Source organism: Chromobacterium sp. Panama (genome assembly GCF_003052555.1).
Classification (GTDB): Bacteria; Pseudomonadota; Gammaproteobacteria; order Burkholderiales; family Chromobacteriaceae; genus Chromobacterium.
Map to the genome: position 1 here is coordinate 1,905,458 of NZ_QARX01000001.1, position 19,321 is coordinate 1,924,778.

At 64.1% G+C, this 19,321-nt stretch carries 20 protein-coding genes; 2 read left to right on the top strand and 18 right to left on the bottom strand.

The annotated features are described in order from the left end of the window. Positions 1-45 precede the first annotated feature (45 nt). The 17 genes from DB032_RS08580 to DB032_RS08660 form a co-directional block, all read right to left on the bottom strand. Positions 46-537 (bottom strand): DNA-deoxyinosine glycosylase, encoded by a 492-nt coding sequence (locus DB032_RS08580; RefSeq protein ID WP_107799106.1) that lies wholly within the window; start codon positions 535-537, stop codon positions 46-48. Further along, positions 534-1,136, bottom strand: a complete 603-nt coding sequence (gene rnhB, locus DB032_RS08585; protein ID WP_107799107.1) for a ribonuclease HII — start codon at positions 1,134-1,136, stop codon at positions 534-536. The genes DB032_RS08580 and rnhB overlap by 4 nt, the downstream gene beginning before the upstream one ends. Beyond that, a complete protein-coding gene (gene lpxB, locus DB032_RS08590) occupies positions 1,133-2,305 on the bottom strand; it encodes a lipid-A-disaccharide synthase (protein ID WP_107799108.1) in 1,173 nt (390 codons plus the stop codon). The genes rnhB and lpxB overlap by 4 nt, the downstream gene beginning before the upstream one ends. Positions 2,306-2,310: 5 nt before the next feature. Beyond that, positions 2,311-3,087 carry an acyl-ACP--UDP-N-acetylglucosamine O-acyltransferase gene (gene lpxA / locus DB032_RS08595; protein WP_107801757.1) on the bottom strand — a complete coding sequence of 259 codons (777 nt, stop codon included), beginning with the start codon at positions 3,085-3,087 and terminating at the stop codon, positions 2,311-2,313. 2 nt (positions 3,088-3,089) lie between these two features. Continuing rightward, positions 3,090-3,542, bottom strand: a complete 453-nt coding sequence (fabZ, locus tag DB032_RS08600; protein WP_019100286.1) for a 3-hydroxyacyl-ACP dehydratase FabZ — start codon at positions 3,540-3,542, stop codon at positions 3,090-3,092. Then, on the bottom strand, positions 3,535-4,599 hold the full coding sequence (gene lpxD, locus DB032_RS08605; protein ID WP_107799109.1) for a UDP-3-O-(3-hydroxymyristoyl)glucosamine N-acyltransferase: 1,065 nt from the start codon (positions 4,597-4,599) through the stop codon (positions 3,535-3,537). Before lpxD ends, fabZ begins: the two co-directional genes overlap by 8 nt. A 106-nt stretch (positions 4,600-4,705) precedes the next feature. Further along, the gene (locus tag DB032_RS08610) at positions 4,706-5,191 is read right to left on the bottom strand and encodes an OmpH family outer membrane protein (protein ID WP_107799110.1); all 486 of its coding nucleotides are present in this window, start codon (positions 5,189-5,191) and stop codon (positions 4,706-4,708) included. A gap of 18 nt (positions 5,192-5,209) precedes the next feature. Continuing rightward, positions 5,210-7,498, bottom strand: a complete 2,289-nt coding sequence (bamA, locus tag DB032_RS08615; protein ID WP_107799111.1) for an outer membrane protein assembly factor BamA — start codon at positions 7,496-7,498, stop codon at positions 5,210-5,212. 9 nt (positions 7,499-7,507) lie between these two features. Further along, the gene (gene rseP / locus DB032_RS08620) at positions 7,508-8,851 is read right to left on the bottom strand and encodes an RIP metalloprotease RseP (RefSeq protein ID WP_107799112.1); all 1,344 of its coding nucleotides are present in this window, start codon (positions 8,849-8,851) and stop codon (positions 7,508-7,510) included. Further along, positions 8,845-10,029, bottom strand: coding sequence for a 1-deoxy-D-xylulose-5-phosphate reductoisomerase (gene ispC, locus DB032_RS08625; RefSeq protein ID WP_107799113.1), 1,185 nt, complete (start codon positions 10,027-10,029; stop codon positions 8,845-8,847). The genes rseP and ispC overlap by 7 nt, the downstream gene beginning before the upstream one ends. Positions 10,030-10,044: 15 nt before the next feature. Beyond that, positions 10,045-10,851, bottom strand: coding sequence for a phosphatidate cytidylyltransferase (locus DB032_RS08630; RefSeq protein WP_107799114.1), 807 nt, complete (start codon positions 10,849-10,851; stop codon positions 10,045-10,047). A 3-nt stretch (positions 10,852-10,854) separates the two neighbouring features. Beyond that, positions 10,855-11,544 (bottom strand): polyprenyl diphosphate synthase, encoded by a 690-nt coding sequence (gene uppS, locus DB032_RS08635; protein ID WP_233246784.1) that lies wholly within the window; start codon positions 11,542-11,544, stop codon positions 10,855-10,857. A gap of 79 nt (positions 11,545-11,623) precedes the next feature. After that, complete coding sequence (frr, locus tag DB032_RS08640; protein ID WP_107799116.1) at positions 11,624-12,181, bottom strand: ribosome recycling factor; 558 nt, start codon at positions 12,179-12,181, stop codon at positions 11,624-11,626. Positions 12,182-12,257: 76 nt separating this feature from the next. Further along, a complete protein-coding gene (gene pyrH / locus DB032_RS08645; protein ID WP_048412252.1) occupies positions 12,258-12,977 on the bottom strand; it encodes a UMP kinase in 720 nt (239 codons plus the stop codon). Positions 12,978-13,069: 92 nt separating this feature from the next. Then, positions 13,070-13,936 carry a translation elongation factor Ts gene (tsf, locus tag DB032_RS08650; protein WP_107799117.1) on the bottom strand — a complete coding sequence of 289 codons (867 nt, stop codon included), beginning with the start codon at positions 13,934-13,936 and terminating at the stop codon, positions 13,070-13,072. Positions 13,937-14,005: 69 nt separating this feature from the next. After that, positions 14,006-14,734: a 30S ribosomal protein S2 gene (gene rpsB / locus DB032_RS08655; protein ID WP_107799118.1), complete on the bottom strand. Its 729-nt coding sequence runs from the start codon at positions 14,732-14,734 to the stop codon at positions 14,006-14,008. Positions 14,735-14,879: 145 nt separating this feature from the next. Beyond that, a complete protein-coding gene (locus tag DB032_RS08660) occupies positions 14,880-15,071 on the bottom strand; it encodes a hypothetical protein (RefSeq protein WP_107799119.1) in 192 nt (63 codons plus the stop codon). Positions 15,072-15,186: 115 nt separating this feature from the next. Here DB032_RS08660 and DB032_RS08665 point away from each other — a divergent pair, with 115 nt between their 5' ends. Next, positions 15,187-16,224 carry a nitronate monooxygenase family protein gene (locus DB032_RS08665; protein ID WP_107799120.1) on the top strand — a complete coding sequence of 346 codons (1,038 nt, stop codon included), beginning with the start codon at positions 15,187-15,189 and terminating at the stop codon, positions 16,222-16,224. A gap of 259 nt (positions 16,225-16,483) precedes the next feature. Here DB032_RS08665 and typA read toward each other — a convergent pair whose 3' ends face one another. Next, positions 16,484-18,304, bottom strand: a complete 1,821-nt coding sequence (gene typA, locus DB032_RS08670) for a translational GTPase TypA (protein WP_107799121.1) — start codon at positions 18,302-18,304, stop codon at positions 16,484-16,486. Positions 18,305-18,443: 139 nt separating this feature from the next. Between typA and DB032_RS08675 the strand changes: the two genes are divergently transcribed. Further along, positions 18,444-19,319 carry a hypothetical protein gene (locus DB032_RS08675; RefSeq protein WP_107799122.1) on the top strand — a complete coding sequence of 292 codons (876 nt, stop codon included), beginning with the start codon at positions 18,444-18,446 and terminating at the stop codon, positions 19,317-19,319. Positions 19,320-19,321: the final 2 nt, after the last annotated feature.

Genomic DNA, 19,321 nt, shown 5'->3' on the forward strand with positions numbered 1-19,321 from the left:
CCAGGTGGTTTCATCGCGACGGCCGACGCATTGTCCCGCCGTCAACTACAAATATCGTCCCAGTTGCCGCCAAACTTCAAGTTTTCTGTCAAAGGCCAGGGTATGCGCCGGGCTGGAAGAAGGCAAGGCCAGGATGTCCAGCCCCAGGCCGTCCAGCTGTCCGGCCGCGCGCGCGGCGGTGGCGCCGTTGAAGGCGACCGCGCGCAGCCGCGGCAGGCTTTGCGCCAATTCGCGCAGATCGTTGGCCTGCTGATCGCGGATGTCGGCGTCCAGGCTCCCGCGCCGCCGCGCGCTGGCGATCACGTCCCACAAGGCCACGCCGGCCTGTTGCAGCGCGTCCAGGCGTTCGGCGTAGGCCAGCTCGACCAGCGGCCGGCCGGTGATCGCCTGCAGCAGCGGCCAGAATTGATTGCGGGGATGGGCGTAGTACTGGCCGGCCTGCAAGGAGGCGTCGCCGGGCAAGGAGCCCAGCACCAAGACGCGGGCGTCCGACCGCGCCACCGGCGGGAAACAGGATTTGGCGGCCGCGCCGCTCAAAACAGCTGTCCCTGCTGACGCAACAGCCAGGCCTTGACCGGGCCGAAGCTCTTGCGATGCGCCGGCAAGGCGCCGTGCTGCTCCAGCGCGGCCAGGTGTTCGGCGGTGGGGTAGCCTTTGTGGCGGGCGAAGCCGTATTGCGGATGCAGGGCGTCCAGCGCCACCAGTTCGGCGTCGCGCGCGGTCTTGGCCAGGATGGAGGCGGCGGAGATGGCCGCCACCTTGGCGTCGCCCTTGACGATGGCTTCTCCCGGCACCGGCAGGCCCTTGGGCACGCGGTTGCCGTCGATCAGCGCGCGCGTCGCCTGCGGCTGCAGGCCTTGCACCGCCCGCGTCATCGCCAGCATGGTGGCGTGCAGGATGTTGAGCGTGTCGATTTCCTCGACGCTGGCGCTGGCGATGCACCAGGCCAGCGCGTCGCGCTTGATCAGCGGCGCCAGTTCATCGCGGCGGGCCTCGCTCAGCACCTTGGAATCGGCCAGGCCGGCGATGGGCTTGGCCGGGTCCAGAATCACCGCGGCGGCGAACACCGCGCCGGCCAGCGGACCGCGGCCGGCTTCGTCGACGCCGGCGATCCGCTCCAGATCCAGCCCGCTCATTGCCGCCCCGCCACTTGCAACACCGCGTCCGCGGCCAGCGCGGCGGTGTCCTGGCGCAGCGACTGATGCAGCTCGGTGAAGGTCTGCACCATCTCGCGGCGCGCGTCCTGATCTTCGTACAGCCTTTGCATCTCCGCCGCCAGCTTGGCCGGCGTGGCCTGTTTCTGCAGCAGTTCCGGCACCACGAAGCGGCCGCACAGGATATTGGGCAGCCCGACGTAGGGCAGACGGATCTTGCGTTTGACCAGGCGGTAGGTCAGCGGGGACAGCTTGTAGCTGATCACCATCGGCTTCTTGGTCAACGCCACTTCCAGCGTGGCGGTGCCGCTGGTGACCAGCACCGCGTCGCTGGCGATCATCGCCATCTGCGCGTGGCCGAACAGCTTGCGCAAGGGCAGATCCCAGCCCTTGCAGCGGCTCAGCATGCGGTCGAACAGCTCCATGGTGGGGCGGGTGGCCAGCGGCACCAGGAACTGGGCGTCCGGATAGCTTTTCAGCAGCAGCTTGGCGGTTTCGATGTACAGCGGCGCCATGTGCTCCAGTTCGCCGATGCGGCTGCCCGGCATCAGGGTGAACACCGGCGCGCGCTGCGGCAGCCCCAGCTGCTCGCGCATCGCGCCCTGGTCCGGGCGCAGCGGAATCTCGCTGGCCAGCGGATGGCCGACATAGGTGACCGGCACCCCGGCCTGACGGTATAAGGGCGGCTCCATCGGGAACAAGCACAGCATATGGCTGACGCTGCGGCCTATCTTCTGCACCCGCTCCGGCCGCCAGGCCCAGACCGAGGGGCTGACGTAGTGAACGGTGGGAATGCCGGCGCGCTTGAGCGCGGCCTCCAGGTCCAGATTGAAGTCCGGCGCGTCGATGCCGATGAAAACGTCCGGCTTTTCCGCGATCAGGCGGTCACGCAGGGTGCGACGGATGCGCAGCAGTTCCGGCAGGCGCTTGAGCACCTCGGCGTAACCCATCACCGCCAGCCGGCTTTGCGGCGCGTGGCTGACAAAGCCTCTGGCCTCCATCCGCGGGCCGCCGATGCCGGCGAACTCGATGTCGGGATAGCGCGCCAGCAGCGCGTCCATCAGGTGGGCGGCAAGAAGGTCGCCAGAGGCTTCCCCAGCCACCATGGCGACCTTCAGTGCCCGCTTGCTTTTAAACAAAGTGTCGGGCATGGATCTCAGCGAATGATGCCTCTGGCGGACTGGCCAAAGAAGCGGGTGAACGGAGCCAGTTCATCGTGGCCGGCGGCGGCTTCCTCCAGGATGGCGGCCTTGGCGTCCTCGAAGGACAGACCCTGACGGTACAGCGTCTTGTAGGCGCCCCGCACGCGGCGGATCTGCTCGGCGCTGAAGCCGCGGCGCTTCATGCCTTCGGCATTGATGCCGGAGGGCACCGCGCGGTTGCCGTGCGCCATCACGAACGGCGGCACGTCCTGGGCCACGGCGCTGGCGAAGGCGGTCATCGCGTGCTCGCCTATGATGGCGAACTGGTGCACGCTGGTGAAGCCGCCCAGAATCACCCAGTCGCCCAGCTGCACATGGCCGGCCAGCGTGGCGTTGTTGGCCAGGATCACGTTATTGCCCACCTGGCAGTCATGCGCGACGTGCACATAGGCCATCACCCAGTTGTCGTTGCCGACGCGGGTCACGCCCGCGTCCTGGGCGGTGCCGGTGTTGAAGGTGCAGAATTCGCGAATGGTGTTGTTGTCGCCGATTTCCAGATGGGTCGGCTCGCCGGCGTACTTCTTGTCCTGCGGCTGGGCGCCCAGCGAACAGAACTGGAAGATGCGGTTGTTCTTGCCGATGGCGGTGTGGCCCTCGATCACCACGTGAGGGCCCACCCAGCTGCTGCTGCCGATGCTGACGTTGGGGCCGATGATGGTGTAAGGGCCGATTTCCACGTCGTCGGCGATCTGAGCCTTGGGGTCGACGATGGCGGTTGGATGGATGGCCATGATCACACCTCGCGCTTGGCGCACATGATTTCGGCTTCGCAAGCCAGTTGGCCGTCCACCAGCGCGCGGGCGGAATACTTGCCGATGCCGCGCTTGCTGGTGATCAGCTCCACTTCGAAGGTCAGCTGGTCGCCCGGCACCACTTGGCGCTTGAAGCGGGCGTTGTCGATGCCGACGAAGAAATACAGCTCGTTCTCGGCGCGCTCGCCCTGGCTGCGGATGGCCAGGATGCCGGCGGCCTGGGCCATCGCCTCGATGATCAGCACGCCCGGCATCACCGGGTATTGCTCGAAGTGGCCGACGAAGAACGGCTCGTTGATGGTGACGTTCTTCAGCGCCTTGATGCGCTTGTTTTCCTCGAACTCGGTGACACGGTCCACCAGCAGGAAAGGATAGCGATGCGGCAGATAGCGCATGATCTCGCGGACATCGATGGTGACGGCGTGTTCAGACATTGGGGGATTCCTCCTGATTCTTCATTTCTTTGAGCTCGCGCTCGAGCTGCTTGAGCCGCTTGGCCATATCGTCCAGATGACGGACGTGCACGGCGTTGGCCAGCCACTCTTTCATAGGTTGCAAGGGGTAAGACGAGGCGTAGGTGCCCGGCGTCTTGATCGACTTCGACACCAGGGTGCCGCCGCCGATATGAGTTTTGTCCGTAATCTCGATGTGGCCGACGAACATCGCCGCGCCGCCCACGGTGCAATAAGCGCCGATCTTGGCGCTGCCGGCGATGCCGACGCAGCCGGCGATGGCGGAATGCTCGCCGATCTGCACGTTATGGGCGATCTGCACCAGATTATCCACCTTGGCGCCCTTGCGGATCACGGTGTCCGCCATCGCGCCGCGGTCCACCGTGGTGTTGGCGCCGATTTCCACGTCATCCTCAATGATGACGCGGCCGGTTTGCGGAATTTTGAACCAGTGATCCTTATCCCAGGCCAGACCGAAGCCGTCGGCGCCGATCACGCTGCCGGAGTGCACGCCCACGCGGTGGCCCAGCACGCAGCCGTGATAAAGCGTGACGTTGGGATAGAGCACCACATCGTCGCCCAGCACGCAGTCGTCGCCCACCACCACGCCCGGCATCAGCCGGCAGCGCTCGCCGATGACCGCGTTGCGGCCGATGCTGACGTGCTCGCGCACCTCCGCGCTGGCCGCCACCCGCGCGCCCTCGCCCAGCACCGCGCTGGGATGCACGCCGGCGCGGGCCAGCGGCTGCGGGTGGAATAGCGCGGCCAGCCGCGCGAAGTAGAGATAAGGGTCCGCGGCGACGATCCAGGAGCGCTGCTTCCAGACCTCGGTCTGCGCCAGCTCTTCCGCCATCTTGGGCGCGACGATCACCGCGCTGGCGGCGCTGTCGTCCAGCTGCTTGCGATACTTGGGATTGGCCAGAAAGGCGATGTCGCCGGCCGCGGCCGCTTCCAGCGGCGCCAGGCGGCCCACCGTCAGGTCCGGGCCGGCCAGTTCGCCGCCCAGCTGCCCGGTAATGAATGAGAGGGTATAAGCCATCAAAAACGAAAGCCGACCTGGGGTCGGCTTGCTCCCGTAATGTGAGTTGGCGCGCGGCCATGGCCGCGCGCATTCGGAACGGCCCTTGCGCCGCCCCGCCCTGCCTTCAGCGGTCCAGTTCTTTCAGAACCTTGGGCGTCAGGTCGTACTTGGGGTTCACATACACCACGTCTTGCAGGATCAGGTCGTACTGCTCGCGCTCGGCAAGCTGCTTGAGCGCGCGATTGGCCCGCTCCTGCACCGAAGCGAACTCCTCGTTGCGGCGCTGATTGAAGTCCTCGGACAGCTCGCGGCCCTTGGCCCGGTAATCCCGGTCCAAGGCCGCGTATTCACGCTCGTAGCGCTTGCGGTCGTCGGAATTCAAGCTGCTCTTGGCCAGTTGGGACTCCAGCTCCTTGGCTCGCGCCTCCATCTTCTTCAGCTCGTTGCGCCGCTCGGAGAACTCCTTGTCCAGACGTTTCTGGATGGCGATCGCCGGCGCCGCTTCGCGATAGATGCGCTCGGTGTTGACATAGCCCATTTTGAGATCGGCCGCCTGGGCCGACATGGCGGCCATGGATAAGAGCACGGCCGCCCATTGCAATGCTTTCATATAACAACCCCGTCAATTTTAGAACACGGTACCCAGCTGGAATTGGAAGCGCTGGACTTTGTCGTTGTCCTTCTTCTTCAGCGGATTGGCGATACTGAATTTCATCGGTCCGATCGGAGACAGCCAGGTCAACGCCACGCCTGCGGAGTAGCGCATGCCGTCGCCGGCGGAACTGCCGGCCACCGACGGATCCCACAAGGTGCCGGCGTCGAAGAACAGGCTGGTGCGCACCGACTTATTGTCCTTCATTCCCGGGAAGGGGAACAGCACTTCAGCGTTGGCCACCGCCTTGCGGGTACCGCCCAGGTAGTCGCCATTGGTGTCGCGCGGGCCGATACTGCTGGTGTCGTAACCGCGCACCGAGCCCAGACCGCCCATGTAGAAGTTCTGGAAGAACGGCAGACGCGAAGTCTTGCCGTAGCCGTCGGCATAGCCCAGCTCGCCGTTCAGCATCAGCGTGAAGGTCTTGGTCAGCGGGAAGAACCAGGTCTGCTGATGGGTCAGGCGGTAGTACTGCAGATCGCCGCCCGGCAGGCCGGCGTCCGCGCCCACCTTGATCACCGCGCCGCGCGTCGGCCACAGCGCGCTGTCGCGGGTGTCGCGGCCCCAGCTGATGGTGCCCAGCAGCGTGTTGTTGCTGGCGCCGTACTGGTTGACGAAGTCCTTGTAACGCTGCGGACTGTTGTCGTAGGTGCTGATCTTGGTGTTTTCCGCGCCGATGCTGAAGTTGATGCGGTCGTACTCGGTCACCGGCACCCCGAAGCGCACCGCGCCGCCGATGGTGCTGGTCTTGTACGCGGAAATATTGGTGGCGTCCGGGTTGTAGACGCGGTTGTACAGGTCGTAGCCCAGGCTGACGCCGTCCGGCGTGAAGTACGGATCGGTGAAGGACAGCGACAGGTTCTTGTTCACCTTGCCGGTGGACAGGCCCAGCGACATATACTTGCCGGAGCCGAAAATATTGCTCTGCGACAGGTTGGCGGACAATTGCACGCCCTCGCCCTGCACGAAGCCGATGCCGGCGGACACGCTGCCCGTGGAGCGTTCCTTCAGGCTGATGTTCATATCCACCTGGTCGGCGGCGTCCGGCACCGCCGGGGTTTCGATGTTGACGTCCTCGAAATAACCCAGCAGCTCCACGCGCTCCTTGCTGCGCTTGATCTTGTCGGCGCCGTAAGGCGCGCCTTCCAGCTGGCGCAGTTCGCGGCGGATCACTTCATCGCGGGTCTTGGTGTTGCCGGCGATGTTGACGCGGCGCACATAGGTCTTGCGGCCCGGATCCACGAAGAAGGTGAAGGCCACGGTCTGTTTGTCGTGGTCGATGTCGGGCAGCACGTTGACGTTGGCGAAGGCGTAGCCGGCCTGGCCCAGGCGGTCGCTCAGCGACTTCACCGACTCGGTGATTCTTTCATTGTTGAAAGTGTCCCCGGCCTTGGCCTGGATCAGCTTGCGCAGATCGGCTTCCGGCACTTTGAGGTCGCCGGCCAGCTTGATGTCGGAGATGGTGAACTTCTTGCCTTCGTGAATATTCACCGTCAGGAACATGTCCTGCTTGTCGGCGCTGATCGACACCTGGGTGGAGTCGATGTTGAATTCCAGATAGCCCTGATTCTGATAGAAGGCCTTGAGCTTTTCCAGATCGCCGGTCAGTTTCTGCTTGGAGTACTGGTCGTCCTTGGTCACCCAGGACAGCCAGCCGCCGGTGGTCAGGCTGAACTGGTCCACCAGGTCGGACTGCTTGAAGGCGCTGGCGCCGACGATGCGGATTTCCTTGATGCGCGCGGTCACGCCCTCGTTGATGTCCAGCGTCACCGCCACGCGGTTGCGTTCCAGCTTGGTCACCGACGGGGTCACTTCCACCGAGTACTTGCCGCGGCTGTAATACTGGCGCTTGAGTTCCTGCACCGCGCCGTCCAGCAGCGCCTGATCGAAGATCAGCGACTCGGCGAAGCCGTTGTCCTTCAAGGCCTTTTTCAGCTGGTCCTTGCTGAACTCCTTGGCGCCGTTGATGTTGAGCTGGCTGACCACCGGGCGCTCGGCCACGGCCACGATCACCACGCTGTCGCGCGATTCGATGCGCACATCGTTGAAGAAGCCGGTGGCGAACAGGGCCTTGATCGCCTCGTTGGCCTTCTGGTCATTGAAGGTGTCGCCCACCTTGACCGGCAGATAGTTGAATACGGTGCCGGGCTCGGTGCGCTGCAAGCCTTCAACGCGAATGTCTTTGATGACAAAAGGATCAGCAGCCCAGGCCATGGAGGCCGAAGTCAGGCCCAGTACGGCTGCTGCAAGCAATTTCAATTTCATAGATCGGTTTTAACCCCCAAATAGGCGGCTGAAATCATTCAGCAAAGCGAACGCCATCAAAGACGCCAGCAAGATGAAGCCAATTTTTTGTCCGAACAATTGCGCCCGCTCACTGACGGGGCGGCCTCTGATCAACTCCGCGACATAATACATTAAGTGCCCGCCATCCAGAACTGGAATCGGCAGCAGATTCAGCACGCCTATGCTGATGCTGATCAGCGCCAGGAACTCCAGATAAGGCGTCAGGCCCTCTCGCGCGGTCTGGCCGGCGACGTTGGCGATGGTCAGCGGGCCGGACAGATTATCCAGCGAGGCCTGGCCCATCAACATGCGTCCCATGAACTTGACGCTCATCCAGCTGGTGTCCCAGGTCTTGGCCAAGGCGGCCAAACCCGCCTGCGCCGCGGAATAGTGTTCGGTGTACAGCAACTGACGACCCCAGCCGGCGTCCGGCTGCGGCGCGGCGCCGATGCGCCCCACCACTTCGCCGTCCTGCTGGTGCGCCTGCGGCCGCACTTTGATGTTCAGCGTCTCCGCGCCGCGCTGGACTTTCACGTCCAGATCGCGCCCCGGGCTGTTGCGCACCTGCGCCACCCAGCCTTCCCAGCTGTTCAGCGCCTGGCCGTTGAGCGCCAGCAGCTTGTCGCCCGGCTTGAGGCCGGCGCTTTGCGCGGCGCCGCCCTCCTCCAGCGCGCCTATCACCGGCAGGAAACGCCCCGGCGTCAGGCCGGTGTTGCCCTGTTGCATCGCGGTCACCGCCTTGTCGCCGAAGCGGGCGGGGTCGATGCGGCGATCGGCCTTGGCGCCGGCCGCGGTTTCCACCTGCACCACGGTGGCGTCCGGCGACATCGCCGCCTCCACCAGGGCGAGACGGATCTGCTGCCAGTTGGCCACCGGCTGGCCGGCCACGCTCAGGATGCGGTCGCCGGGCGCGAAGCCGGCCGCCGCGGCCGGCGTCTGCGCCACCACCGTGCCAACCAGAGGCTTGACCTGGGTCACGCCCTGGCCCATCACCACCCAGTACAGCAGCACCGCCAGCAAGAGATTGGCCAGCGGGCCGGCGGCGACGATGGCGATGCGCTTCAACACATGCTGATTATTGAAGGCCTGCGGGCGCAGTTCTTCCGTCACCGGGCCTTCGCGCTCGTCCAGCATGCGCACATAGCCGCCCAGCGGAATCGGACAGATCACCCACTCGGTGCCCTTGCGCCAGTAAGTCCACAGCGGCTTGCCGAAGCCGATGGAAAACCGCAGCACCTTAACGCCGCACCAGCGGGCCACCCAGTAGTGGCCCAGTTCGTGGAAGGTCACCAGCACGCCGATGGCCACCAGGAAGGCGAGCAGGGTCAGCATGCGGCCACCCGCTGCAGTGCGAAGGCGCGCGCTTCCTCATCCTTGGCCAGCAAGGCCTCGACCGAGCCGCTGCCGGCCAGGCTGACGCCGTCCAGCGCGGCGGACACCACGGCGGGGATGTCGACGAAACGCAGCCGCCCATGCAGGAAGGCGTCCACCGCCACCTCGTTGGCCGCGTTCAGCACCGCCGGCGCGTCGCCGCCCAGGCGCAGCACGTCGAAAGCCAGCTTCAGACAGGGGAAGCGCTCCAGGTCCGGCGCTTCGAAAGTGAGGTTGGACAGCGAGAAAAAGTCCAGCGAACCCACGCCCGCCTCGATGCGCTCCGGCCAGGCCAGCGCGCAGGCGATGGGCGTGCGCATGTCCGGCGAACCCAGCTGGGCCATCACCGAGCCATCGCGATACTGCACCATGGAATGAATCACGCTTTGCGGATGCACCACCACGTCGATGCGCTCCGGCGGCGCGGAGAACAGCCAGTGCGCCTCGATCACCTCCAGGCCCTTGTTCATCAGCGAGGCGGAATCGACGGAAATCTTGCGCCCCATCACCCAATTGGGGTGGCGGCAGGCGTCGTCCGGAGTCACGCGCAGCAAGTCCTCGGCCGAAGACTGGCGGAAGGGGCCGCCGGAAGCGGTGAGAATGATTTTGCGGATGCCGGCGGCGTCCAGATTGCCGGCGTAGTCGTGGGGCAGCGATTGAAAGATGGCGCTGTGCTCGCTGTCCACCGGCAGTAGGGTCGCGCCGTGGCGGCGCGCCGCGTCCATGAACAGACGGCCGGCCACCACAAGGGATTCCTTGTTGGCCAGCAAGATGCGCTTGCCGGCGCGCGCCGCCGCCATGGCGGACGGCAGACCGGCGGCGCCAACGATGGCGGCCATCACCACCTCGGCCTCCGGCAAGGCCGCCACCTGGACCAGCGCGGCCGGGCCGTGCAGCACCTCGGCGTTCACCCCCGCCTCGGCCAGCCGGCCGCGCAGAGCGTCGGCGGACGCGGCGTCGCCGGTCACCACGTAGGCAGGCCGGAATTGCAAAGCCTGTTGGAACAGGCGATCCACCTGGCGGTTGCCGGTCAGCGCCACCACCCGGTAACGCTCGGGGTGGCGCGCCACCACGTCCAGCGTATTGACGCCCACGCTGCCGGTGGCGCCGAGAACGACAATCCCTTGCGGTTTCGTCATTTGAGTTTCCTGCGGTTACATGCCGCCCAGAACGCGCAGCGCGTTGCTGACGGCGAGGACGGCGATAAGACTGTCGATGCGGTCGTACACGCCGCCGTGGCCGGGCAGCAAGCGGCTGCTGTCCTTGATGCCCGACGCGCGCTTGAACCAGGATTCCAGCAGATCGCCCATCACGCTGACCGCGGTCAGCGGCAAGGCCAGCAACAGCAGCGCCCACACCGGCAAGCCGGTGTCTATCCAGCCCAGATGGTCCACCAGCGCCACGTACAGCGCCACGCAGATCACGCCGCCGTAGACGCCCTCCCAGCTCTTGCCCGGGCTGATGGACGGCGCCAGCTTGCGCCGGCCGAAAGCCTTGCCGGAAAAGTAGGCGGCGATGTCCGCCACCCACACCAGGCCCATCACCGCCAGCAGGGCGAAGGCGTCCGCCGCGCCAGGCTGCGGCCGCCACTCCAGGAAGGCGAACCAGGCCGGCAGCATCAGCAGCCAACCCAGCAACCAGGCCAACGGGCCCGGGGGGATGCGCCAGCGCTTGGCCAGCCAGCACGGCACCAGCAACAGCCAGAAACCCAGCGTCAGAACGTGCTCAAGCGGGCCCAGCCGGTAATGGCCGAACCAGGCGGCCGCGGCCAGGCCGCTGCTCGCCGCCAGATACAGCCATTTGCCGGCGCCGGTCATGCCGGCCATGCGGCTGAACTCCCACATGGCCAAAACGACGATCAGCCAGGAGAAGCCCGCCCAGGCCTCGGCCGGGAACAGAAACAGCGCCGCCAGCATCAGGGGCAGCAAGACCAGAGCCGTCAGAACGCGTGTCAGCAGCATGGCTTAACGCCCGTCCCGACGCAGATGCTCGGGCAGTTGCTCGCTGGTGCGTCCGAAGCGGCGCTCGCGGCATTGGTATGAATCAATGGCGGTTTCCAGCGCCGCGCGGTCGAAGTCCGGCCACAGCGTCTCGGTGAAGTAGAGCTCGGAATAAGCCAGCTGCCACAGCAGGAAGTTGCTGATGCGCTGTTCGCCGCCGGTGCGGATGAACAAATCCGGCTCCGGCGCCCACGGCATCGACAGGCGCTGGCTCAGCGCCTCCTCCTCGATATGGGTGGCGCCCTCGGCGATCAGGCCGTTGACCGCGTTGAGGATGTCCCAGCGGCCGCCGTAGTCGGCGGCGATGTTCAAGGCCAGACCGTCGTTGCCGGCGGTCTTTTCCTCGGCGCGCAGGATGCGCTCCTGCAAGTCCGCGCTGAAACGCTCGCGCGAACCCAATACCCGCAAGCGGATATTATTGCTGTGCAGCTTGCTGACCTCGTGCTCCAGCGCGCGGATGAACAGGTCCATCAGAAAGGACACTTCCTCCTGCGGACGCCGCCAGTTCTCGGTGGAGAAGGCGAACAGGGTCAGGCATTCGACGCCCAGTTCCTTGCAGGCTCCGACGATCTCGCGCACGGTGTCCAGGCCCCGCTTGTGGCCGGCCACCCGCGGCAGAAAACGCTTTTTGGCCCAGCGGCCGTTGCCATCCATGATGATGGCGATATGCCGAGGCACGGAACGCACCTCCGGCACATCCTTGGTAGAGCTTGCAAACAAGGTACGGCGCTCCTTAGACGGCCATCAGGTCGGCTTCCTTGGCGGCCAGGGCCTTGTCGATTTCGACGGTGTACTTGTCGGTCAGCTTCTGGATCTCATCCTGGCCGCGACGCTCGTCGTCCTCGGTAATGGCCTTGTCTTTAAGCAGGTTCTTGAATTCGTTGTTGGCGTCGCGGCGGATATTGCGCACGGCCACGCGCGCGCCCTCGGCCTCGCCGCGCACCACCTTGATGAGATCCTTGCGGCGCTCTTCGGTCAGCATCGGCATCGGCACGCGGATGATCTCGCCCATGGAGGCCGGGTTCAGGCCCAGGTCGGAGTCGCGGATCGCTTTTTCGATCTTGGCCAGCATCGGCTTTTCCCAGGGTTGCACGCCGATAGTGCGCGCGTCCACCAGGGTCACGTTGGCCACCTGGCTGATGGGCACGTCGCTGCCATAGTAATCCACCATGACATGATCAAGAATGCCGGTATGGGCGCGACCGGTGCGCACCTTGCTCAGGTCGGTCTTGAACGCGTCCAGCGACTTCTGCATTTTCTGCTCGGCCGATTTCTTGATGTCGTTAATCATGTCCACTCCAAATCGAAACTTAAAAAGACAAGGCGAAAACGGCCATTGCCGCTTTCGCCTTCAGCAATTTTCAAACTCAGCAGTGTACCAGCGTGCCTTCGTCTTCGCCAAGCACGACCCGGGTCAGCGCGCCGCTCTTGAAGATGCTGAACACCTTGATGTTCAGGTTCTGGTCGCGGCACAGCGCGAAGGCGGTGGCGTCCATCACTTTCAGGTTGCGCGAGATCGCCTCGTCGAAGGTCAGGGTCTGGTAACGTATCGCGTCCGGGTTCTTTTTCGGATCGTCGGTGTACACGCCGTCCACCTTGGTGGCTTTCAGCATGATGTCCACGTTCATTTCCATGCCGCGCAGCGCCGCGGCGGTGTCCGTGGTGAAGAAGGGGTTGCCGGTGCCGGCGGCGAAGATCACCACCTTGCCCTCTTCCAGGTATTGCATCGCCTTGCCGCGCACATAGGGCTCGGCGATCTGCTGCATGGTCAGCGCCGACTGCACGCGCGCGATCAACCCAGCCTTGGTCATCGCGTCCTTCAACGCCAGCGCGTTCATCACCGTGGCCATCATGCCCATATAGTCCGCGGTGGCGCGATCCATGCCCGCGGCCGCCGGCGCGACGCCGCGGAAGATGTTGCCGCCGCCGATCACCACGCCCACTTCCACGCCAAGCTCCACGACTTCCTTGATCTGACCGACGATCTGCTCGATCGTGGCACGGTTGATGCCATAGCTGTCATCGCCCATCAGGGCCTCGCCTGAAAGTTTCAGCAGGATGCGTTTATAGGCAGGAACTTGGCTCATGGTAACCTCGGTTTGGCTGGATATTCGGTTTTCAGTTTGCAAAACGGCACCCTGCAGGCAGGGTGCCGTCAATACGTCTCGCGACTGGGCGCTTACAGCTTGGCGGCTGCAGCCACTTCAGCGGCGTAGTCTACTACTTTCTTCTCAATGCCTTCGCCCACTACGAACATGGCGAACGCCTTGACCGAGGCTTTCTTCTCGGCCAACAGTTTTTCCACGGTCTGGTCCGGGTTCTTGACGAAGGGCTGGCCCATCAGGGTCACTTCGGCCAGGAACTTGTTGACGCGGCCTTCAACCATCTTGGCGACGATGTCGGCCGGCTTGCCGGATTCGGCGGCCTGAGCGGTGTAGATCTTGCGCTCTTGTTCCAGGATGTCGGCGGAAACCTGATCCTTGGACACGCAGATCGGCTTGGAAGCGGCGATGTGCATGGCCACGTCCTTGCCCACTTGCTCTTCGCCGGCGAAGTCGACGATCACGCCGATCTTGGCGCCGTGCAGGTAGGTGGCGATCGCGCCTTCGGTCTGGTAGCGAACGAAACGACGGATGGTCATGTTCTCGCCCAGCTTGGCGATGGCGGCCTTGCGGATGTCTTCAACGGACTGGCCGTCGATTTCCACGGCGGACAGCGCTTCCACGTCGGCCGGGTTGGCTACAACCACAGCCTTGGCGGCGGCGGCAGCCAGGGCCAGGAAGGTCGGGTCCTTGGCAACGAAGTCGGTTTCACAGTTGACTTCCACCAGGGCGCCAACGCCGCCTTCAACGAAGGAACCGATGATGCCTTCGGCAGCCACGCGGCCAGCCATTTTGGAAGCCTTGTTGCCGGACTTGATGCGCAGAATTTCTTCAGCCTTGGCGGCGTCGCCTTCGGCTTCCACCAGGGCTTTTTTGCATTCCATCATGCCGAGGCCGGTGGCCGCGCGCAGATCCGAAACCATTTTTGCGGTAATGTCCGCCATACTTCGTACTCCTGAATGATTTTGATTACGTGGGTCTAAAAAAAGGGGCTTACGCCCCTTTTCGTCTGCTTACTCGGCTTGAGCCGATTCAGCAGCCACGATCTCGTGCAGAGACTGGGCGCGGCCTTCCAGCACCGCGTCGGCCATGCCGCGAGCGTACAGGCGGATGGCGCGGCTGGAGTCGTCGTTGCCCGGGATCACGTAATCGATGCCGTCCGGGGTGTTGTTGGTGTCAACAACGCCGATAACCGGGATACCCAGTTTCTTGGCTTCGACGATGGTGCCCTTCTGGTAACCAGTGTCGATAACGAAGATGGCGTCCGGCAGGCCCTTCATATCCTTGATGCCGCCCAGCGAACGCTCCAGCTTGTCGACTTCGCGTTGCAGGTCCAGCAGTTCTTTCTTGTTGTAACCGGTATCGCCAGCGGATTCCAGAATGGCGCGCTTCTCTTCAAGACGCTTGATCGACTGCTTCACGGTCTTGTAGTTGGTCAGCATGCCGCCCAGCCAGCGGTGGTCAACAAACGGCATGCCGCAACGGGCAGCTTCTTCACGTACGATCTCACGAGCCTGACGCTTGGTGCCCACGAACATGATGGAACCTTTGTTGGCGGCCAGACGACGCACATAGTCCTGGGCTTCTACGAACAGCGGCAGAGTCTTTTCCAGGTTGATGATGTGAATCTTGTTGCGGCTGCCGAAGATGTACTTGGCCATCTTCGGGTTCCAGAAGCGGGTTTGGTGGCCGAAGTGAACGCCGGCCTCAAGCATTTGACGCATGGTAACGTTGGTGGACATGCAAAAACTCCTTAAAGGGTTAAGCCTCCATCCGCGCAGACAACCTCGAAACGAGGCACCCTTTGGCGCGGATGTGCGTAATAGATGATTTTCCCCCGCCAGGATGGCAAGGGACGCGGGATTCTAACACCGGACGGCGGAGCGCTCAAGCCTCCTCGCGCGCCTCGCGGGCTTTTTCCCGCTGACGGCGCAGCTTGCGCCGCGTCATCCGCGCCACAAAGAAGGTGGGCAGCACGCCCAGAAAGAACACGGTGGACAGCGAAGCCAGCACGCTGTGCTGCGCCACCGCCAGCATCAGCACCACATAGAGCCAGCCCAGCAACACGATCAGCAACATATTTAAACAATCGTTTGAATTTTCCGGCAAAGCCGACAACAATGACAGCGCCGGGTCAAACCCGCTGCGCCCGCCAACCCCAGACCGACAGACATTGTAAAGCGAGCCCCGCCCCATGCAAACCGCCATCACCCGCCTGCTCGGCATCCAGCGCCCGCTGATCTGCCCCGGCATGAGCTATATCGCCACCCCGGAACTGGTGGCCGCCGTCGGCAACGCCGGCGGCCTGGGCATACTCGCCACCGGCCCGCTGACGCCAGAGCTGACGCGACAAGCCATCCGCCGCGTGCGCGAGCTGAGCGACACCCCCTTCGGCGTCGGCTGCACGCTGATGATGCCGGGCGCCAAGGAAAACGCCATGGTCGCGCTGGAAGAACGCGTGCCGGTAATCAATTTTTCCCTGGGCAAGGGGGATTGGCTGATTGAGCGCGCCCACGCCTACGGCGGCAAGGTCATCGCCACCGTGGTGACGGAGAAGCACGCGCGCTCGGCGCAGACGTCCGGCGCCGACGCCCTGCTGGTCACCGGCCACGAGGCCGCCGCCCACGGCGGCGCCGTCACCTCGCTGACGCTGATTCCGGCCATCCGCAAGGCCAGCGAGCTGCCCCTCATCGCCGCCGGCGGCTTTGCCGACGGCCGGGGCCTGATCGCCGCGCTGGCGCTGGGCGCCGACGCCGTGGCCATGGGCACGCGACTGGCGATGAGCCGGGAAAGCCCGGTGCACCAGCGCACCAAGGAGATGATCCGTCAGCGCGGCGTGGCCGACACCTTGTATTCCAAGAATTTCGACGGCCTGTGGTGCCGGGTGATGGACACCCCGGCCGCCCGCCAGGCCACGCGCAAGCCGCTAAGCTTACTCGCCGCCGCCTGGCGCGCCAGCGCCGCCGCGCGCAAGCTGGACATGCCCATCGCCAAAGTGGTGCTGGGCGGCCTGCTGAGCCAGCCGCAAGCGCTGCGCCAGCTGGCGCAATTCGGCGCCGCCACCGAGTCCATCCGCCTGGCGATAGAGGACGGCGACCTCGACAAGGGCGTGCAGCTGATCGGCCAGGCTCAGGGCCTGATCGACGACGCGCCCAGCGTGGCCGAGCTGTTCGAACGCATACTGGCCGAGGCGGACGCCTGCCGGCGACGGCTGAACACCTTAAGCGACTAAGAGCTTACTCAAAGTCCGCTGCGCTTCGGCGATACGGCGTTGAAACCGAACTCAGTGCTCATGTACCACGTGTACATTTCGCTTTTTCGCTCGTTTTCGCCTTGTCTCGCTCTTGCTCGCGAGACTTTGAACAGGCTCTAAGAACCCGCTCAATGCCCGCCGCGCCTCATGAAGCACCGCACGGCGAGCACACACTCCAAGACATAAAAAAACCGCCGCCCCATCAAGGGTACGGCGGTTTTTGCCAGACCGGCGTCGATCAGGACGCGGCGTTGGCCTTGGCCATCTTGCGACGATCCGATTCGTTCAGGTAACGCTTGCGGATGCGGATGGACTTCGGCGTGATCTCCACCAGCTCGTCGTCGTCGATGAATTCAACGGCGGATTCCAGCGTCAGCTTGATCGGCGTGGTCAGACGCACGGCTTCGTCGGTGCCGGAGGCGCGCACGTTGGTCAGCTGCTTGCCCTTGACCGGGTTCACCACCAGGTCGTTGTCGCGGCTGTGAATGCCGATGATCATGCCTTCGTACAGCTTCTCGCCCGGAGCCACGAACATGCGGCCGCGGTCTTCCAGCTTCCACAGCGCGTAAGCCACGGCCTCGCCATTCTCTTGCGAGATCAGCACGCCGTTGTGACGGCCCGGCATGTCCGGCTTGACCGGCGCGTAGTCGTCGAACACATGGCTCATCAGGCCGGTGCCGCGGGTCATGGTCATGAAGTCGGACTGGAAGCCAATCAGGCCACGCGCCGGAATATGGTATTCCAGGCGGGTGCGGCCATTGCCGTCGGATTCCATATTGGTCAGTTCGCCGCGGCGACGACCGATCTCTTCCATCACGCCGCCCTGGTGATCGTCTTCCAGGTCGATGGTCAGGTTCTCGTACGGCTCGCTCTTCTGGCCGTCGATTTCCTTGAACACCACGCGCGGCTTGGCCACGGCCATTTCAAAGCCTTCGCGACGCATGTTTTCCAGCAGAATGGTCAGGTGCAATTCACCGCGACCGGACACGCGGAATACGTCGGAGTCGCCCGTGTCTTCCACGCGCAGCGCCACATTGGTCAGCAGTTCCTTGGTCAGACGGTCGCGGATTTGACGCGAGGTCACGAACTTGCCTTCGGTGCCGGCCAGCGGCGAGGAGTTCACCATGAAGTCCATGGTCAGCGTCGGCTCGTCCACGGACAGCATGGGCAGGCCTACCGGCTGCTCCTTGTCGCAGATGGTCACGCCGATGCCGATGTCTTCCAGGCCGGAGATGATGATGATGTCGCCCGCCTCGGCTTCTTCAACCGGCACGCGGTCCAGACCCTGGTAACCCAGCACCTGGTTGATGCGACCGGTGGCCACTTGATCGTCATGGTTCATCACCACCACTTGCTGACCCGGCTTGATGCGGCCGTTCAGCACGCGGCCCACGCCCAGGCGGCCGGTGTAGGTGGAGTAATCCAGAGCGGAAATCTGCAGCTGCAGCGGCGCGTCGGCGCTGCCCGGCGGGGTCGGCACGTGCTTGAGCACGGTGTCGAACAGCGGGCGCATATTGTCGGACTCTTCCTCCAGCTCCAGCTTGGCGAAACCGTTCAGGCCGGAAGCGTAGATGATCGGGAAGTCCAGCTGTTCGTCAGTCGCGCCCAGCTTGTCGAACAGGTCGAAAGTCTGATCCACCACCCAGTCCGGACGCGCGCCCGGACGGTCCACCTTGTTGATCACCACGATCGGGCGCAGACCCAGCGCCAGCGCTTTCTTGGTAACGAAACGGGTTTGCGGCATCGGGCCTTCTACGGCGTCCACCAGCAGCAGCACGCCGTCCACCATGCCCAACACGCGCTCAACTTCGCCGCCGAAGTCGGCGTGTCCCGGAGTGTCGACGATATTGATGTGCACGCCTTCGTATTCGATGGCGGTGTTCTTGGCCAGAATGGTAATGCCGCGTTCTTTTTCAAGATCGTTGCTGTCCATTACACGCTCGTCCACTTGCTGGTTCTCGCGGAAGGTGCCGGATTGGCGCAGCAATTGGTCTACAAGCGTGGTCTTGCCATGGTCGACGTGGGCGATGATGGCGATATTGCGAATTTGTCGGGTCATTTTAGGAAGGAGGATGGATACAGAAAAATCGCTGGATAATAGCACAAAAAACTGTCCATACCAAAAATTCCAGCGGGCGACAAGCGCTGGGCTTTTGCGTACACTGCGCGGCAAACCGACTTCGACGAGGAAACGCTCCATGTACGACTGGAACGCCTTATGGCATGAACACGAAGCCTACCGCACCGGCTACGCCGTTCAGCACAACGATGCCAACCAACTGGCCGACGCCCTGTCCGCCCAACTGATCAAGCCGGCCGCCGGCATAGACGACGTGGCCGTTTACGACGATGGCGACCGCTACCTGCTGGCTGGCCACAAGGACGGCCTGCAACTGCTGGACATCGCCAAACACAGCCTGTTCGACATCACGCTGCGCTTTGTCACCGAGGAAGAAGATCAGGACATCGCCCCGCCCTATATCGAAATCCACGTCGACAACCTGGCCACCGAAGAGCAAGCGGTCTGGCGCGCCGCGGTCAGCCGCGACGAGGAAGGCCGGATCTGGGTGGGCAAGCGCGCGCTGGACGAAGGCGTGGTGCCGGCCATGCCCTTCGACGAACTGTCCTTCACCGACGACGCCCGCTTCCGCGAAGAACTGACCCGGGTCTGGCATGAAGACCTGCCGCAACTGAAGCCGGCGCTGGAAGCCTGGTTCCAGCACGGCGCGCTAAGCGCGCCGGCCGACGAGCCAGCCCATTACGGCGACGCCCCGCGGGTACAGCAGATCTGCGACCGCTACGCCGAGATCGTGCGCCGCGAACAGGCGCTGCTGTCGCGCCAGTTCAGCGATCCGGAACTGCACCTGATCGCCCAGGTACTAAAAGGCGTGCGCTTCGACGACGCGGCCTCCTGCCGCGGCGTGTGGCTGGCGGTGGAGGCGCGCATCATCGAGGAAGAGCTGGACCAGCAATGGAAAGTGGACGGCGAAAAACTCCTGACCAAGATGAAGGCGCTCAGCTACGCGCAGGAAGTGGCCTTGATAGAAGCGCTGTCGCCGCTGGCGTCCGACTGAAC

Bases quoted from the DNA above. Each gene is read 5' to 3' on its own strand.
- rnhB (WP_107799107.1), bottom strand. From the start codon at position 1,136: ATGAGCGGGCTGGATCTGGAGCGGATCGCCGGCGTCGACGAAGCCGGC.
- DB032_RS08665 (WP_107799120.1), top strand. From the start codon at position 15,187: ATGCAAACCGCCATCACCCGCCTGCTCGGCATCCAGCGCCCGCTGATC.
- typA (WP_107799121.1), bottom strand. From the start codon at position 18,304: ATGACCCGACAAATTCGCAATATCGCCATCATCGCCCACGTCGACCAT.
- uppS (WP_233246784.1), bottom strand. From the start codon at position 11,544: ATGGATGGCAACGGCCGCTGGGCCAAAAAGCGTTTTCTGCCGCGGGTG.
- rseP (WP_107799112.1), bottom strand. From the start codon at position 8,851: ATGCTGACCCTGCTCGCCTTCCTGGTGGCCATCGGCGTGCTGGTGACC.
- DB032_RS08610 (WP_107799110.1), bottom strand. From the start codon at position 5,191: ATGAAAGCATTGCAATGGGCGGCCGTGCTCTTATCCATGGCCGCCATG.
- bamA (WP_107799111.1), bottom strand. From the start codon at position 7,498: ATGAAATTGAAATTGCTTGCAGCAGCCGTACTGGGCCTGACTTCGGCC.
- lpxB (WP_107799108.1), bottom strand. From the start codon at position 2,305: ATGCCCGACACTTTGTTTAAAAGCAAGCGGGCACTGAAGGTCGCCATG.
- fabZ (WP_019100286.1), bottom strand. From the start codon at position 3,542: ATGTCTGAACACGCCGTCACCATCGATGTCCGCGAGATCATGCGCTAT.
- ispC (WP_107799113.1), bottom strand. From the start codon at position 10,029: ATGACGAAACCGCAAGGGATTGTCGTTCTCGGCGCCACCGGCAGCGTG.
- pyrH (WP_048412252.1), bottom strand. From the start codon at position 12,977: ATGAGCCAAGTTCCTGCCTATAAACGCATCCTGCTGAAACTTTCAGGC.
- rpsB (WP_107799118.1), bottom strand. From the start codon at position 14,734: ATGTCCACCAACGTTACCATGCGTCAAATGCTTGAGGCCGGCGTTCAC.
- DB032_RS08660 (WP_107799119.1), bottom strand. From the start codon at position 15,071: ATGTTGCTGATCGTGTTGCTGGGCTGGCTCTATGTGGTGCTGATGCTG.
- DB032_RS08675 (WP_107799122.1), top strand. From the start codon at position 18,444: ATGTACGACTGGAACGCCTTATGGCATGAACACGAAGCCTACCGCACC.
- lpxD (WP_107799109.1), bottom strand. From the start codon at position 4,599: ATGGCTTATACCCTCTCATTCATTACCGGGCAGCTGGGCGGCGAACTG.
- tsf (WP_107799117.1), bottom strand. From the start codon at position 13,936: ATGGCGGACATTACCGCAAAAATGGTTTCGGATCTGCGCGCGGCCACC.
- DB032_RS08630 (WP_107799114.1), bottom strand. From the start codon at position 10,851: ATGCTGCTGACACGCGTTCTGACGGCTCTGGTCTTGCTGCCCCTGATG.
- frr (WP_107799116.1), bottom strand. From the start codon at position 12,181: ATGATTAACGACATCAAGAAATCGGCCGAGCAGAAAATGCAGAAGTCG.
- lpxA (WP_107801757.1), bottom strand. From the start codon at position 3,087: ATGGCCATCCATCCAACCGCCATCGTCGACCCCAAGGCTCAGATCGCC.